Source organism: Plesiomonas sp., assembly GCF_051650925.1.
In the GTDB taxonomy this organism is placed as follows: domain Bacteria; phylum Pseudomonadota; class Gammaproteobacteria; order Enterobacterales; family CAMTGL01; genus Plesiomonas.
Map to the genome: position 1 here is coordinate 1 of NZ_JBOFRH010000244.1, position 14,436 is coordinate 14,436.

Here is a 14,436-nt window from a genome sequence, read left to right on the forward strand (position 1 = left end):
ACTGCCAGCCTAATCATCCCTATAACCTATTTACGGAGCAACCTGTGACCTACACAGTCGCCATTACCGGAGGCATCGGCAGTGGCAAAACGACCGTTGCTAACCTGTTTGCACAGCACGGCATCACCTTGGTAGATGCTGATATCGTGGCCCGTGAAGTCGTGGAAGTCGGCTCTCCGGCACTGGGTAGCATCATTGCTCATTTTGGCACACAGGTGCAATTACCCGATGGTAGCTTAAACCGTGCAGTGCTGCGCGAGATAGTCTTTGCCGATCCACAACAACAAGCGTGGTTGAATCAGTTGTTGCACCCACTGATCAGTCAAACAATGCAACATCAGTTAGCAGCAGTAACCTCACCCTACGCACTGTGGGTTGTTCCACTGCTGGTTGAAAACAACCTCTGTGGCTTGGCTAATCGTGTCTTAGTGGTCGATGTCAGCCCTGAAACTCAGATCAAACGTACCCTGCTGCGCGATCAAGTCTCTGAGCAACAAATCCGACAAATTCTGCGGGCACAAGCCTCACGCAGTGCACGCTTGGCAGTGGCTGATGATATTATTGATAATGACGGTGATAACCATGACGACAGTTATCACAATGATAAGCATGAGCAACATGCTGATAGCCAAAAAGACCGCAATCAAGACTGCCACTGTAATAACGCTCCTAAGAGCCGCAACGCCAAATCAGATCTGCTTTCCCTACAAATACCAAATCGGGGCTCATTGTCTGCTCAGGTTGCCCTATTGCACCAAAAGTATCTGGAATTGGCAGCTCAACACCGAACGGTTCAGCAGCAAGCCCTCAAACAATAAGCCAGTAAACAGCCGATTTTAAACTGCAAACCACAGATACAGGTTCAACTACTGAATCATATTTCCGGTGTGCACTTACGCCAAATAGCAGAAATAGCCGCCATGAGCCTCTCAGTAAAAGATTCCGGTTATAACGGATATGTGCGAATCAATAGGTTGCCGATATAGACGCTGCTGAGATTATTACTTAGTATTCAGCGTAACGACTCTCTAACTCTCAATGAATCAGACCCATGACAAATGACTCAACCCGTTCAGTGATTTTTGAACAACCCCTGAATGAGAAGATGCGAGCTTGGTTACGCATAGAATATTTGCTGCAACAACTCGATGATAATCAGCATTTAGCCGATACCGCACAATCTATGGTCTTTTTCCGAACTATTGCCGATCTGCTAGATGTACTTGATCGTGGTGAGGTGAGAACGGATCTGCTCAAAGATCTCGAACGCCAACAACAAAAACTAGGGCAATTCCTTGATACACCAGGGGTTGACCTCAGCCTGTTGCAAGGTCTACGTACCCAGTTAAAACAGCATTATACTGATTTACTCAATGCCCCGCGTTTAGGGCAGGCTCTGCGTGATGATCGCTTTATTAATCCGATTCGTCAGCGTTTAAGCATTCCGGGCGGCAGTTGTAGCTTTGATTTACCCACACTACACCTGTGGTTACACCTGCCTCATCCACAAAAAGAGCAGCAAGCTATTCACTGGATGTCGACCCTTGATACACTACGAAACCCACTGCGTCTGATATTAAACTTGATCCGCCAGACCGCAATGTTTAACCCGTGCAGTGCCAATGCCGGTTTTTATCAGGATAATGGCGGTGATGCTGAAATGCTGCGTCTTCGTCTGCAACTTGATTTTATGGTCTACCCGCAAGTTTCGGGGCACAAAAGCCGCTACGCGATTCGCTTTTTACCGCTCGACAGTGAGCACGGTGAAGTGCCACAGCACCTGCCGTTTGAACTGGCCTGCTGCTAAATTTTTACTGTATTGAATATCGGATATCCGCTATGGCATATCCGTGTAACCGAAAAGAGAAAAACCGATGACTCAGCCACTCTATGTTCCCTGCCCAACCTGCCAAACCGCTGTTGAGTGGAGTGAAAACAGCCCCTACCGCCCATTTTGCTGTAAACGCTGTCAATTAATTGATCTGGGTGAATGGGCGGAAGAGGAAAAACGTATTCCGGGGCCAGAAGATCACTCCAATGCTGAAGATTGGAGCGAAAACGGCTAATCTTGCTGCTATATTTCGATACAATATTGCGTTAATCTGCGGCAACTTCAGCCAGCAATGTCTGAACTATTGCCGCATTCGCCTCAGGAAAACGTTCGGCAATCAGATCTTGCTGAGCAACCCACGCCGAACGCTGCCCCTCACGTCCGAACGGTTCTCCTTGATAATCTTCGACCAAAAAGAAATGTAAATGCACCACGCGGTCATCAAACTCAACGCTGACATTATCAAACGGTACTGATTGTATAACCTCAATCCCCACCTCTTCGTGCAGCTCACGGGCTAACGCCTCTTGTGCCGACTCGCCGGCTTCAAACTTCCCACCAGGAAATTCCCAATAACCAGCCAAAAAAGTATCGGGCTTACGTTTGGTCAGAAAAATTTCACGTTCGGTATTGCGGATAATTCCCACCGCAACATGCATCTGTTTTTTCACGCTTACTTCCTCAAAAAGCTGCTTATTAGCACGCACTGCTCAACCTACCTGTAAGCAAACTGCACTGCAACCTGACTTATTATTGGGATAAAAATACCGTCAAAGGCAATGCAACATATTCGGGATATCAGATCAAAAAAGAAACAACATTATTCCATCTGGTCATTGACTAGAGAAATCAAAACAAAGATTAAATAAACTGCCCGCTTCCCAATCCAAGATTCAATGTATCATCACAAAACAAATTTGCTTTTGTTTGGGCGAAAGATGATACCAATTTAAGCAAAACAACTTTTCCCAATTCACGACTACACAATGCCCCTGTACCTAAATGGCTAATCAACCGCAAATCCTCTTGTACCTGCCACCCACTCCGAGCATAAAATGCCTGTAATGGCGGGTCACAAGTGAATAATCCAATATCAGCCTGACTAGCAAGTATATGCTGAGTTGCAGCATTCACCGCTAAACAGCCGAAACCTTGGCGTTCAAAACCAGGGGCCGTTGCAACACAACTCAATCCGGCAACCAGAAAGGTAATACCATGATGAGTCACCGGAAAAGTAAGAATCGCCGCATAACTGACTAACATCCCGTTAGCATAGACAGTGCAAGAGTATGGGTGATACTCAATATTATGCGGAGAAGAAATGAAATCTTCTGGATCAGAAAGTGTGTCGCCCCAAACCTGATGTATCAATGCATTAATATCAAATTTAATACTATCATCGAGCTCCTGATAGGGCTTAACCGATACCATAGCATTAACAATCGCCATAAAAAAACACTCCAATATCACCCAAAATAAAGGAAGTATTATTTGATATCACTTACCTAAGAACCACTATTAAATAAAGTTTCGATATCTTTAATACAAAAAAGGGGTATTACTCACGTAATCCCCCCTTTTTCTCTCAAATTAAATACCCGCGTTATGCCACCACACGGGTATCTCGTTCACTGAGATTTAACTCATTTAGCCTTGCAAAACACCGTGACACTGCTTGTATTTCTTACCTGAACCACATGGGCAGAGCTCATTACGGCCAACTTTACGCTCCGCACGGATCAGTGAACCAGAACCATCACTGTTTTCAGTCAGCGCGCTTTCACTTTCGTTATGACTATACTGCTGCTTCTGAGCAATACGCTCAGCTTCCGCACGACGCTGTGCTTCAACCTGCTCAACCTCTTCCGGCATACGCACCCGCACCTTGCTCAGTGTGCTGATCACGTCAAGCTTCAGGGTTTCGAGCATTTCAGTAAACATTTCAAATGATTCACGCTTGTACTCTTGCTTCGGGTTCTTCTGCGCATAACCACGCAGGTGAATACCCTGACGCAGGTGATCCATCGCTGCCAGATGCTCTTTCCAAAGCGTATCAAGCGTTTGCAACATCACGCCTTTTTCAAAATGGCGCATCATTGACTCACCGACAACATCCTCTTTTTCACGATACAGTTTCAGGGCTTCCGCCTGAATGCGCTCACGCAGCACCTCTTCGTGCAGGTTGTTATCCTCTTCCAGCCACTGACCAATTGGCAGCGCCAGATCAAAGTCATTATGCAGACGATTTTCCAGCCCCTGAACATCCCACATCTCTTCAAGTGATTGCGGCGGAATATACTGATCAATTACTGCACCAACAACGTCATCGCGAATCGCATCAATGGTTGCACCTACTTCATCGGCATCCAATAGCTCATTACGCTGCTCGTAAATCGCTTTACGCTGATCGTTAGCCACATCATCGAACTCAAGTAACTGCTTACGAATATCAAAGTTACGTGCTTCAACTTTACGCTGGGCATTTTCAATGGCTTTGCTAACCCATGGGTGCTCAATGGCCTCACCCTCTTGCATACCCAGTTTTTTCATCATGTTACTAACGCGATCTGAGGCGAAAATACGCATCAGACTATCTTCCATTGAAAGATAGAAGCGGGATGAACCCGGATCACCCTGACGACCTGAACGACCACGCAACTGGTTATCAATACGACGAGATTCATGGCGCTCAGTACCGATAATATGCAGACCACCAGACTCAACCACCAAATCATGCTGTACTTGCCATGCCGCTTTAATCGCATCAATTTGATCTTGGGTTGGCGCTTCAATTGCCTCGACATCCGCTTTCCAACTACCACCCAACAGAATATCGGTACCACGGCCGGCCATGTTCGTCGCAATGGTAACAGCACCCGGTTGACCCGCTTGTGCCACGATATCCGCTTCTGAAGCATGGAATTTGGCATTCAAAACTTTATGCGGGATATTTGCCTTACGCAGTGCCTGCGAAAGCGCTTCTGATTTCTCAATTGAAACCGTACCAACCAGCGTTGGGCGTTTTGCCTCTACCTGCTGCTTAATATCCTCAATAATCGCGTTAAATTTCTCGCCTTCGGTCATGTAGACTAAATCGGCCATATCTTTACGGATCATTGGGCGGTTGGTTGGAATAACCACGGTATCCAAACCATAAATCTGCTGGAATTCGAACGCTTCGGTATCGGCTGTACCTGTCATCCCGCCCAGTTTTTCATATAAGCGGAAATAGTTTTGGAAGGTGATAGAAGCCAGAGTTTGGTTCTCATTTTGAATTTGAACCCCCTCTTTCGCTTCAACAGCCTGATGCAAACCATCAGACCAACGGCGGCCCGGCATAGTACGACCCGTGTGCTCATCAACAATGACCACTTCACCGTCTTTCACAATGTAGTCAACATCACGCTCAAACAGGGCATGCGCACGTAACGCAGCATTGGCATGGTGTAACAGGGAAATATTGGCCGGAGAGTACAGTGAATCACCCTCTTTCATCAGTTTTGCGCCAATCAACAGCTCTTCAATGCGCAACTGACCACGCTCTGTTAAATGAGCCTGACGGGCTTTTTCATCCACACTGAAATCGCCTTCGCCCTGAAACTCTTCAGAATCTTCTTTCTCTTGCTGCGTCAGCTTAGGGATCAGTTTATTGACCTGAATATACAGCTCAGAACTGTCTTCCGCAGGGCCAGAGATAATCAGCGGGGTACGTGCTTCATCAATTAAAATGGAGTCAACTTCATCAACAACCGCATAGAACAGTGGGCGTTGTACCCGCTCTTCTGGGCTAAATGCCATATTGTCACGCAGATAGTCAAAACCGAATTCGTTGTTTGTACCGTAAGTAATATCTGCCGCATACGCTTCACGTTTTGCCGGCGCAGGCATACCTGGCAGGTTAATCCCTACACTTAAACCTAAGTATTCAAACAGCGGGCGGTTAGTCTCGGCATCTCGACGGGCCAAGTAATCGTTCACAGTGATCACGTGAACGCCACGTCCGGTCAGTGCATTAAGATATGCCGGCAGTGTTGCGGTCAGTGTTTTACCTTCACCGGTGCGCATTTCAGCCACATTACGGCCATTGAGCACCATGCCGCCGATCATTTGCGCATCAAAATGGCGCATACCAAAAACGCGCTTACTCGCTTCGCGCACGGTCGCAAACGTTTCTGGGATCAAATCATCCAGCACCTCGCCCTGCTCTAAACGAGCACGAAACTCGGCTGTTTTTGCTTTCAGCTCATCATCTGACAGCGCAATAAATTGCTCTTCAAGGGCATTAATCTGGGTAACAACTTTACCCAAACGGCGCAGAGTGCGTTCGTTACGGCTACCAAAAATTTTTGTGAGTACTTTCGTCAACATAGTTAAATTACATCTTATAGCAAGTCAATCCATGGCTTTTCCGGATAACCGGAATGAAAACCAGACACCCCACACGGTATAACACAGCACAAAAGCCGGTTGGGAACAGCTCTGATTATGCTGTAGCTTGTGGGCCTGCTCGGATGCCCTGCACTTGTGCCAACCACAAGCAAGGTATGTAACTTAATAGTAACGGAACCGGTGGCAGCAACATCGCTGAGACTGAAGTCTCAAGCGGTAAACGCTGCACCGTATCAGAAGAGATTGCCGCCGTAAAAATCGGCTTAAAAACATCAGCACTGCTTTCTGGTGTCGGCACCAGAGTATGAGCGTTGTAATAGCCTTGCTCGCCACTGAATGCAACTTCAGTATCTGAAGCCAAAACCTGCGGCGCAAGAATACGGGCTAAGCGGGCAAAAAAACCGGAAACCGGATTCCAGTTTGAGAGTAAGCTCTGCTCAGGCTGAGTAATCACCACCCGTAACGCCACACCGGTAGCAGGCAGCCGCTGTGGTGCAATCAGTTCATTGCGTAAACGCACCGCCGTATTTAAAAACAGTGGTTGCGCCGAACGGCTGATAGTCTGGCTGGTTGAGTTATCTGCATGCACATCCATCGTAGTACTTGCCGTGCCGACACCGGCAGCCACCACACCCAATAAAAGGTGCGGCCACAGGTAACGACGGCCAAATTGTACACAACGGATCAGAATCGACATGCTCTATAGATTACTCATGTTGTACATCATCAAAAAATAACCTGTTTGGGGATAAAAACCAAAGATAGCTTGTCTGTATATAGGGTTATTGTACGAACATCATAGCAAGTTAACCGCGCCAAACCGCGCTATATCTATGGTTTTACCTCATTCGACATAAGATGACATCACCTACCGACTGGTGGCATAGTGGCATCAGATGCGACTCACTTTTAGCCCGCTTAGCGTAAATGCAACTACAGGCTAAATAATCTGTACGGTATTAATTATTATGCGCGATCATCGCCCACAACCACTGGATTCTCTGTTTACAGAAACCCACCTACAAAATGTACAGCAGCGGGCTATTGCGCTGTTAAAACTTAATCAAACGGTAAAAGCACTACTACCGGCAGAACTGCATGCACATTGCCGTGTTGCCAACTACCGCCAGAGTATTTTAATCCTTGAAATTACAAATGCCAGCTTTGCGTTACGTTTACGTTACTTAATTCCCGCATTACTCTCTGCATTACGCCAACAAGCACTGCCAACGTTAGTGACTATTGAGCACCGAATCAATCCCAGAATGGCAATTTCAAACGCAACACTGCGAGATCCCGCACAAGCACGGCATAAATCAGGGAATTCAGAAGAGGCGAAAAGAATAATCAGTGTGCAAACCGCAGAACATTTGCAGATATTAGCCAGCCACAGTTCGGCATCCGCTAAATTAAAAGAAAAACTGCAAAAACTGGCAGCATTAGCACAGCAAAATATGGATGTGAAAAAAACGGATTAACAAACACACTAAAAAAACACAAAGCCTATATAAACAAAGGATCATACGTAAGTTGATTACGTACAATCCTGTTTATTTTCTGTAGTATGCACTCACACTGTACACGTCAGCTAAGACAAACCGAATAGCTTTACGTGTTTATGCTTATGCGTACACCAATGAAGGTGCTGCAAATTTGAGTGGCATCTGTGCTTCATTTTCAAAAGTCACATATTCCCACGCACTTGCCTGTGCCAGCATCGCTTGCAGCAGCTTATTATTCAGGGCATGGCCTGATTTATATGCGCGGAATTCACCGATAATATTGTGACCACACATGTAAAGGTCACCAATAGAGTCGAGAATTTTATGCTTCACAAATTCGTCGTCGTAGCGCAGGCCATCTTCGTTTAACACGCGATAATCATCTAACACGATAGCGCAGTTGAAGCTGCCGCCTAAACACAACCCTTTAGATTGCAGGTGTTCGATATCACGCATAAAACCAAAGGTACGCGCACGGCTGATTTGGCTGACGAAGCTATCTGCAGATAAATCTAAACGGAAACGCTGTGCACCCGCATCAATAGCAGGGTGGTTAAAATCGATTGTAAAATCAATTCTAAAACCGTTATAAGGAACAAATTCTGCCCACTTATCACCGTCTTCAACACGTACCGTATCTTTAATGCGGATAAATTTCTTCGCCACATTTTGTTCTTCGATCCCTGCATCGAGTAACAGGTAAACGAACGGACTTGCACTGCCATCCATAATTGGGATTTCAGGTGCATCCACATCTATGATGATGTTATCGATACCCAAACCGGCCAGCGCTGCATTTAAGTGCTCAACGGTAGAGATACGCACATCATCATCGTTCACCAAACACGTGCAGAGCATGGTATCACGCACGGATTTAGCATCAGCCGGAAAATCAACCGGAGGATTTAAGTCAGTGCGACGATAGATGACCCCGGTATTAGCCGGAGCTGGGCGCAATGTTAAAGTGACTTTACGACCGGTGTGTAACCCCAGCCCAGTCGCTTCAATACCACGTTTTAAAGTCCGTTGTTTGATCATCTTGTCTATCTCGTCTGCGTAACAAGCTTATGTTGTCTGACTACGTTAATTGTTACCTACTTTTACTCTCTTTGCCTGCCCTTTATGCAAACAGCACGCTAGGATAGTTCTAGAGTAAAGAGTAATCATCTCGTAGTCAGACATGTTAACACAAGTGACGGAGATTCCAAATTGTTGCTTAATTAATCAGCTTGCTTGCGCAAAAAGGCCGGAATATCAAGATAATCAGGCTCTTTCGTTGGCTGAATTGCAGGCTCATTCACCACTTTAGCTGGCTTTGGCTCTTGCTGAATCGGCGTCATTTGGTGTGCTGCATAGCGCTCATGTACCGGTTGCTGTGGAGCATGCTTGCTCACCAGCGTAATATCAGGCTTGCGTTCTACGCCGATACCCGTTGCAACAACAGTCACTCGCAGCTCATCGTGCATTTCTGGATCTAACGATGTACCGATAACAACAGTCGCATTGTCAGAGGCAAACGCACGAATAGTATTACCAACGGTTTCAAACTCATCCAAGCGCAGATCAAAGCCTGCGGTGATGTTAACCAGAACACCGCGTGCGCCTGCCAGATCAATATCTTCCAGCAGTGGGCTTGAAATCGCCATTTCAGCGGCTTCTTCTGCACGGTCTTCACCACTTGCTACACCTGAGCCCATCATGGCATAACCCATTTCAGACATCACGGTGCGCACGTCAGCAAAGTCGACGTTCATTAAACCAGGGCGAGTGATCAGCTCGGCAATACCCTGTACTGCACCTTTGAGTACATCATTTGCTGCGCCAAAAGCATCAAGCAAAGAGATACCACGGCCCAGTACTTTGAGCAGTTTATCGTTTGGAATGGTGATCAATGAGTCAACGTGCTTTGACAGCTCGGTGATACCTTGGTCAGCAAATGCCATCCGCTTTTTGCCTTCAAAGCTAAACGGCTTGGTAACAACAGCAACGGTCAGGATACCCAACTCTTTTGCCAGTTCAGCCACAACCGGAGCTGCACCAGTACCTGTACCGCCACCCATACCGGCAGCGATAAAGACCATATCAGAGCCTTCCAGTGCATTACGCAGTGCTTCGCGATCTTCTTCTGCTGCACCACGACCCACTTCTGGGTTTGCGCCCGCTCCCAGACCTTTGGTTATCCCGCCGCCAATCTGAATAGTCTGACCCACAGCAGTCTTACGCAGTGCTTGTGCATCAGTATTAACGGCAAAAAATTCAACGCCTTCGATATTTTCGCGCACCATGTGCTCGACAGCGTTACCGCCGCCGCCACCAACGCCGATGACTTTAATCACCGCGTCGTTAATCATTGCCATTGGTTCAAACATAACCCTCTCCGTTTTGTGCCTGTCTGCAGCAGGTCTAAATCAGAATTCCCGTTTCAGCCAACCATTGAGGCGTTTTAACATGCCACCCACTGAACGTTGTTTTTCAGTGTCGGCTTCCTCATTCATTTGCGACTCTTTTCCATAATGCAATAACCCAACGACCGTCGAGTAATAAGGTGCTTGTGCATAATCGGTTAACCCCGTCAGATTCAACGGTTGGCCAATTCGCACTTGCGTGTGAAATACACGCTCAGCACACTCGGCAAGCCCTTCCATTTGGGATGCACCGCCGGTCAGTACAATGCCAGCCGCAAGATGGTGTTTCACGCCCTGCTGCCGCAGCTGTTCTTGTAGATACTGCAATTCATCATTCACCAAGTTTAATAACTCGGTATAACGTGGTTCGATAACTTCAGCCAATGTTTGACGTTGCAAACTGCGTGGAGGACGCCCGCCCACACTCGGGACTTCAACTGTCTCTTCACGGCTGACTAATGAGCCCATTGCACAACCATGACGCACTTTAATCGCTTCGGCGTCGGTTGGTGGTGTACCAAATGCATACGCAATATCACTGGTCACCACATTGCCCGCATAGGGGATCACTTTGGTATGACGCAGCGCACCACCGGTGTAAACGGCAATATCCATGGTACCACCACCGATATCAACCACACAGACACCTAATTCGCGCTCATCTTCCGTTAATACTGCATCACTCGATGCTAGACCAGCAAAAATCAGCTGATCAACTTTTAATCCACAACGCTCAACGGCTTTCACAATATTTTTTGCCATATCGTTATGGCAAGTAATCAAGTGCACTTTCGCCTGCATTCGTACGCCAGATAATCCAACGGGATTTTTAATTCCCTCTTGGTAATCTATGGCAAATTCCTGTGGAATAACATGCAGAATACGGTGCTCTTCTTTTGTTTTTACCGATTTCGCCGTGTGAATAACATTATCCACATCTTCTTGTGATACTTCTTCATCTGAAATAGGCACTATACCCATTTCATTCTGGCAGCTAATATGCTTTCCGGATAGTGCCAAATAGACTGATGATATTTGGCAATCGGCCATTAACTCTGCTTGGTCAACGGCTCGCTGTACAGATTTAACGACAGATTCAAGATCATTTACTCCGCCTTTATCCATACCTCGGGATGAACTACTGCCTACACCGATGATATTTAGCATACCATCGGGAAGTACTTCCCCTACGAGCGCGGAGACTTTAAATGTACCGATTTCTAATCCAACAACCAGTTTTCTGTCCGTCGCCTTGGTCATTTGTTTAACCTGACTTAGTATTCGCTTGATTTATTGTGGCCTGATTTGCTGCTCTGGCCTGCTCGATCGGCTGCTTCGGATCAATTAAGACCGGTGCCCAACCCACTGCAAGACCACTGTCATAGCGCAAATCGACATAACTAATTCGCTTATCCGGTTGTTGCTGCAACAAAGGATACAAGTCAATAAACCGCTTTAAACGTGCCATGCGGTTGTCGCGCCCCAATTCAAGCCGGATATCCCCTTCGAGCCCGACTTGCCATGAGTGACGCGGGCTTAATGCCAGCATTGTAAGGTGAAATCCATTATCTTGCATAAGCTTTTCCATGCTATGCCATGCATCTAGCACCTCTTTTTCTGACCCTTCGGGGCCATATAATAGCGGTAATTTGCTGTTAGCCATACGCTCAATTGGCGCATTAAATGATTTACCTTTTCCGTCAACCAGTTGCATATCATTCCAACGGGCAACCGGAACATACTCGGCAATATCAAGATGGACAATATCTGGCCACTCTTTACGCACTGAGGCATGCGAAATCCACGGCATCATCTGTAATTGCTGCTGAATGCTGTGGACATCTTGAGTAATAAAGCTGCCAAGCGGCCCCATTGAGAGGATCGCTCGGCGTACATCATCATCAGTAGTGAACTTTCGTTCACCCGCTATGACTAACCGCGACAGCGGTAAACGCTCACTATCTTGCATCCATTCGACAGCAGACCACACGCCTTTCGTTCCATATCCAACCACGGCGATAAAAAACAGCAGGCCACACAAAAAGGAGGCCACCGTACGTTGCGAGGTACGGCGTTTCGCGGTTGTTTCTGATGATCGTGAGACTATTGAGGCCTGCGCCATAATTAGACTGCCAATCCGATAACTTTTGCTACGAGCTGTGAAAAATCAATACCTGCTTGACGTGCAGCCATAGGCACTAGGCTATGGCTAGTCATACCCGGTGATGTATTCACTTCAAGCAAATTAAAGCGCCCTTGATCATCCATCATGACATCAACGCGGCCCCAGCCTCGGCAACCGAGTGCATCATAGGCCGCTTTTGCCAGCACACCGATCTCTGCTTCTTGTGCATCATTCAGACCACTTGGGCAGAAATAACCGGTCTCATCTGACAGATATTTTGCCTGATAATCATAAAAAACACCGGCAGCTTGAATACGGATAGACGGTAATACCTGATCACCCACAATGGCTACGGTAAACTCAGGGCCACTAAGCCACTGCTCTACCAAGACGGTAGTGTCGTGTTCAAAGGCTTTTTCGAGTGCCGGACGCAACTCTTGAGCCGTTGATACTTTGCTCATTCCAACACTCGAGCCTTCTAAAGAGGGCTTTACCATCAGTGGTAACCCAAGGCGCGCGATTATAGTGGCTAGATAATCGTTATCCAATCCCGAATTTGTGACAGATTCATACTCAGCAATCGGTAAGCCTAATGCCTGCCAGATCAGTTTTGTACGCATTTTGTCCATGGCCAGTGCTGAGGCCAATACGCCGCTACCAGTATATGGCAGACCAATTTGCTCGAGCATGCCCTGCATGCTGCCATCTTCACCGCCACGACCGTGCAGAGCGATAAAGGCTTTACTGAAACCTTGTGCCGGTAAGGTGGCAACAGAAATGGTTTTAGTATCAATCGGATGCGCATCAAAACCTGCGGCACGTAAACCTTCAACAACCGCAGCACCTGAGTTCAATGAGACTTCACGCTCTGCCGATGTTCCGCCTAGTAATACTGCAACTTTCTCTGTCATGGTTATCCTCTTGCGCGTAATGCTTACTGCGCTTGTAAGCGCATATTCGCCAAATTCCGGGCGACTTTGCCGATATCACCGGCACCCTGAGCCAGTACCAGATCTCCACCTTTTAGGATTTGTCCTAAAATTTGCGGTAAATCCTGCTGATCCGGAACAAAAATAGGGTCAACATTCCCTCGGCTCCGAATTGTACGGCATAATGAGCGGCTGTCTGCCCCTTCTATGAGATTTTCTCCGGCGGCGTAAACATCAAGCATCAGTAATACATCAACTTGTGAAAGAACGCTGGCGAAATCTTCGTACAAATCACGGGTTCGGGTATAACGGTGCGGCTGAAAAATCATGACTAAGCGACGTTCAGGCCAACCGGCTCGTGCGGCTTTAATCGTGACATCCACTTCACTCGGGTGATGACCGTAATCATCAACCAGCATGACATCGCCACCGTTTACATTGAACTCTCCTAGACAGTCAAAACGGCGCCCCGTTCCCTGAAAACTCTCTAATGCACGAACAATTGCCTCATCATCAATACCATCTTCAGTTGCCACGGCAATGGCGGCCGCTGCATTCAGGGCATTATGGCGGCCAGGCATGTTTAATTTAACCTGTAATGCCTCACGTCCACTACGGCAAATAACAAAATGGCCTTGTGCACCCTGTTGTTTATATTCGCAAATCTTAATGTCAGCATCATCACTAAAGCCGTAGGTCACAATGTGTCTGCCGATGCGTGGTAACAATTCACGAACAACGGGGTCATCAATACACATTACAGCTAAACCGTAGAACGGTAGGTTATGCAGGAAATCGATAAAGGTTTGTTTGAGATTCTCAAAACTGCCCTTATAGGTTTCCATATGATCAGCTTCGATATTGGTGACAACGGCAACCATTGGCTGCAGGTGTAAAAATGAAGCGTCACTCTCATCAGCTTCAGCAATCAGATAGCGGCTAGCACCCAAACGGGCATTAGTGCCGGTCGATTTTACTAACCCACCATTAACAAAGGTCGGATCACGCCCAGCTTCAGCAAAAATACCGGAAACCAGTGCAGTTGTGGTGGTTTTACCGTGTGTGCCAGCAATGGCAACACCGTGACGAAAACGCATCAGTTCAGCGAGCATCTCAGCACGGCGGATCACCGGAATCCTGGCCTCACGGGCAGCAGCTACTTCCGGATTATCACTTTTGATGGCGGTTGACACCACCACCACACTGGCAGAAATCACGTTATCTGCGCTGTGTTGCAAGAAGATCTCGGCACCTA

General features: G+C 47.1%; 13 protein-coding genes and 1 pseudogene. 4 read left to right on the top strand and 10 right to left on the bottom strand.

The features are described 5' to 3' along the window. Window positions 1–44 precede the first annotated feature (44 nt). The 3 genes and pseudogenes from coaE to yacG all read left to right on the top strand — a co-directional run. Window positions 45–575 (top strand): annotated as a pseudogene (gene coaE, locus ACRC27_RS05840) (dephospho-CoA kinase); the annotation flags it as partial. Window positions 576–1,051: 476 nt separating this feature from the next. Continuing rightward, the gene (zapD, locus tag ACRC27_RS05845; protein WP_438622313.1) at window positions 1,052–1,807 is read left to right on the top strand and encodes a cell division protein ZapD; all 756 of its coding nucleotides are present in this window, start codon (window positions 1,052–1,054) and stop codon (window positions 1,805–1,807) included. A 67-nt stretch (window positions 1,808–1,874) separates the two neighbouring features. Continuing rightward, a complete protein-coding gene (gene yacG, locus ACRC27_RS05850) occupies window positions 1,875–2,066 on the top strand; it encodes a DNA gyrase inhibitor YacG (RefSeq protein WP_438639411.1) in 192 nt (63 codons plus the stop codon). A 31-nt stretch (window positions 2,067–2,097) separates the two neighbouring features. Here yacG and mutT read toward each other — a convergent pair whose 3' ends face one another. From mutT to ACRC27_RS05870, 4 genes are all read right to left on the bottom strand, one after another. Then, a complete protein-coding gene (mutT, locus tag ACRC27_RS05855) occupies window positions 2,098–2,502 on the bottom strand; it encodes an 8-oxo-dGTP diphosphatase MutT (RefSeq protein WP_438631044.1) in 405 nt (134 codons plus the stop codon). A gap of 190 nt (window positions 2,503–2,692) precedes the next feature. Further along, on the bottom strand, window positions 2,693–3,280 hold the full coding sequence (locus ACRC27_RS05860) for a GNAT family N-acetyltransferase (protein ID WP_438631046.1): 588 nt from the start codon (window positions 3,278–3,280) through the stop codon (window positions 2,693–2,695). A 198-nt stretch (window positions 3,281–3,478) separates the two neighbouring features. Continuing rightward, window positions 3,479–6,199 carry a preprotein translocase subunit SecA gene (gene secA, locus ACRC27_RS05865; RefSeq protein WP_438631048.1) on the bottom strand — a complete coding sequence of 907 codons (2,721 nt, stop codon included), beginning with the start codon at window positions 6,197–6,199 and terminating at the stop codon, window positions 3,479–3,481. Window positions 6,200–6,314: 115 nt separating this feature from the next. Beyond that, a complete protein-coding gene (locus ACRC27_RS05870) occupies window positions 6,315–6,917 on the bottom strand; it encodes a hypothetical protein (RefSeq protein WP_438622308.1) in 603 nt (200 codons plus the stop codon). Window positions 6,918–7,188: 271 nt separating this feature from the next. On the opposite strand from ACRC27_RS05870, the gene ACRC27_RS05875 reads away from it, so the two are divergent. Then, window positions 7,189–7,698 (top strand): DUF721 domain-containing protein, encoded by a 510-nt coding sequence (locus ACRC27_RS05875; protein ID WP_438622307.1) that lies wholly within the window; start codon window positions 7,189–7,191, stop codon window positions 7,696–7,698. Between the two features lie 144 nt (window positions 7,699–7,842). Here ACRC27_RS05875 and lpxC read toward each other — a convergent pair whose 3' ends face one another. The 6 genes from lpxC to murC form a co-directional block, all read right to left on the bottom strand. After that, window positions 7,843–8,760 carry a UDP-3-O-acyl-N-acetylglucosamine deacetylase gene (gene lpxC, locus ACRC27_RS05880; RefSeq protein WP_438622306.1) on the bottom strand — a complete coding sequence of 306 codons (918 nt, stop codon included), beginning with the start codon at window positions 8,758–8,760 and terminating at the stop codon, window positions 7,843–7,845. Window positions 8,761–8,942: 182 nt separating this feature from the next. Further along, window positions 8,943–10,091 carry a cell division protein FtsZ gene (gene ftsZ / locus ACRC27_RS05885; RefSeq protein WP_438622305.1) on the bottom strand — a complete coding sequence of 383 codons (1,149 nt, stop codon included), beginning with the start codon at window positions 10,089–10,091 and terminating at the stop codon, window positions 8,943–8,945. Window positions 10,092–10,130: 39 nt separating this feature from the next. Further along, entirely contained in the window at window positions 10,131–11,387 is a 1,257-nt protein-coding gene (gene ftsA / locus ACRC27_RS05890) for a cell division protein FtsA (protein ID WP_438622304.1), read from the bottom strand. A gap of 4 nt (window positions 11,388–11,391) precedes the next feature. Further along, window positions 11,392–12,249: a cell division protein FtsQ/DivIB gene (locus tag ACRC27_RS05895; protein ID WP_438631052.1), complete on the bottom strand. Its 858-nt coding sequence runs from the start codon at window positions 12,247–12,249 to the stop codon at window positions 11,392–11,394. A gap of 2 nt (window positions 12,250–12,251) precedes the next feature. Next, the gene (locus tag ACRC27_RS05900) at window positions 12,252–13,163 is read right to left on the bottom strand and encodes a D-alanine--D-alanine ligase (RefSeq protein WP_438622302.1); all 912 of its coding nucleotides are present in this window, start codon (window positions 13,161–13,163) and stop codon (window positions 12,252–12,254) included. 23 nt (window positions 13,164–13,186) lie between these two features. Then, a partial coding sequence (gene murC, locus ACRC27_RS05905; RefSeq protein ID WP_438639412.1) for a UDP-N-acetylmuramate--L-alanine ligase occupies window positions 13,187–14,436 on the bottom strand: 1,250 nt, incomplete at its 5' end.

What these genes read in the sequence shown, in the direction of transcription:
- zapD (WP_438622313.1), top strand. Translation starts at nt 1,052, where the DNA reads ATGACAAATGACTCAACCCGTTCAGTGATTTTTGAACAACCCCTGAAT.
- yacG (WP_438639411.1), top strand. Translation starts at nt 1,875, where the DNA reads ATGACTCAGCCACTCTATGTTCCCTGCCCAACCTGCCAAACCGCTGTT.
- ACRC27_RS05860 (WP_438631046.1), bottom strand. Translation starts at nt 3,280, where the DNA reads ATGGCGATTGTTAATGCTATGGTATCGGTTAAGCCCTATCAGGAGCTC.
- secA (WP_438631048.1), bottom strand. Translation starts at nt 6,199, where the DNA reads ATGTTGACGAAAGTACTCACAAAAATTTTTGGTAGCCGTAACGAACGC.
- ACRC27_RS05870 (WP_438622308.1), bottom strand. Translation starts at nt 6,917, where the DNA reads ATGTCGATTCTGATCCGTTGTGTACAATTTGGCCGTCGTTACCTGTGG.
- ACRC27_RS05875 (WP_438622307.1), top strand. Translation starts at nt 7,189, where the DNA reads ATGCGCGATCATCGCCCACAACCACTGGATTCTCTGTTTACAGAAACC.
- lpxC (WP_438622306.1), bottom strand. Translation starts at nt 8,760, where the DNA reads ATGATCAAACAACGGACTTTAAAACGTGGTATTGAAGCGACTGGGCTG.
- ftsZ (WP_438622305.1), bottom strand. Translation starts at nt 10,091, where the DNA reads ATGTTTGAACCAATGGCAATGATTAACGACGCGGTGATTAAAGTCATC.
- ftsA (WP_438622304.1), bottom strand. Translation starts at nt 11,387, where the DNA reads ATGACCAAGGCGACGGACAGAAAACTGGTTGTTGGATTAGAAATCGGT.
- ACRC27_RS05895 (WP_438631052.1), bottom strand. Translation starts at nt 12,249, where the DNA reads ATGGCGCAGGCCTCAATAGTCTCACGATCATCAGAAACAACCGCGAAA.
- ACRC27_RS05900 (WP_438622302.1), bottom strand. Translation starts at nt 13,163, where the DNA reads ATGACAGAGAAAGTTGCAGTATTACTAGGCGGAACATCGGCAGAGCGT.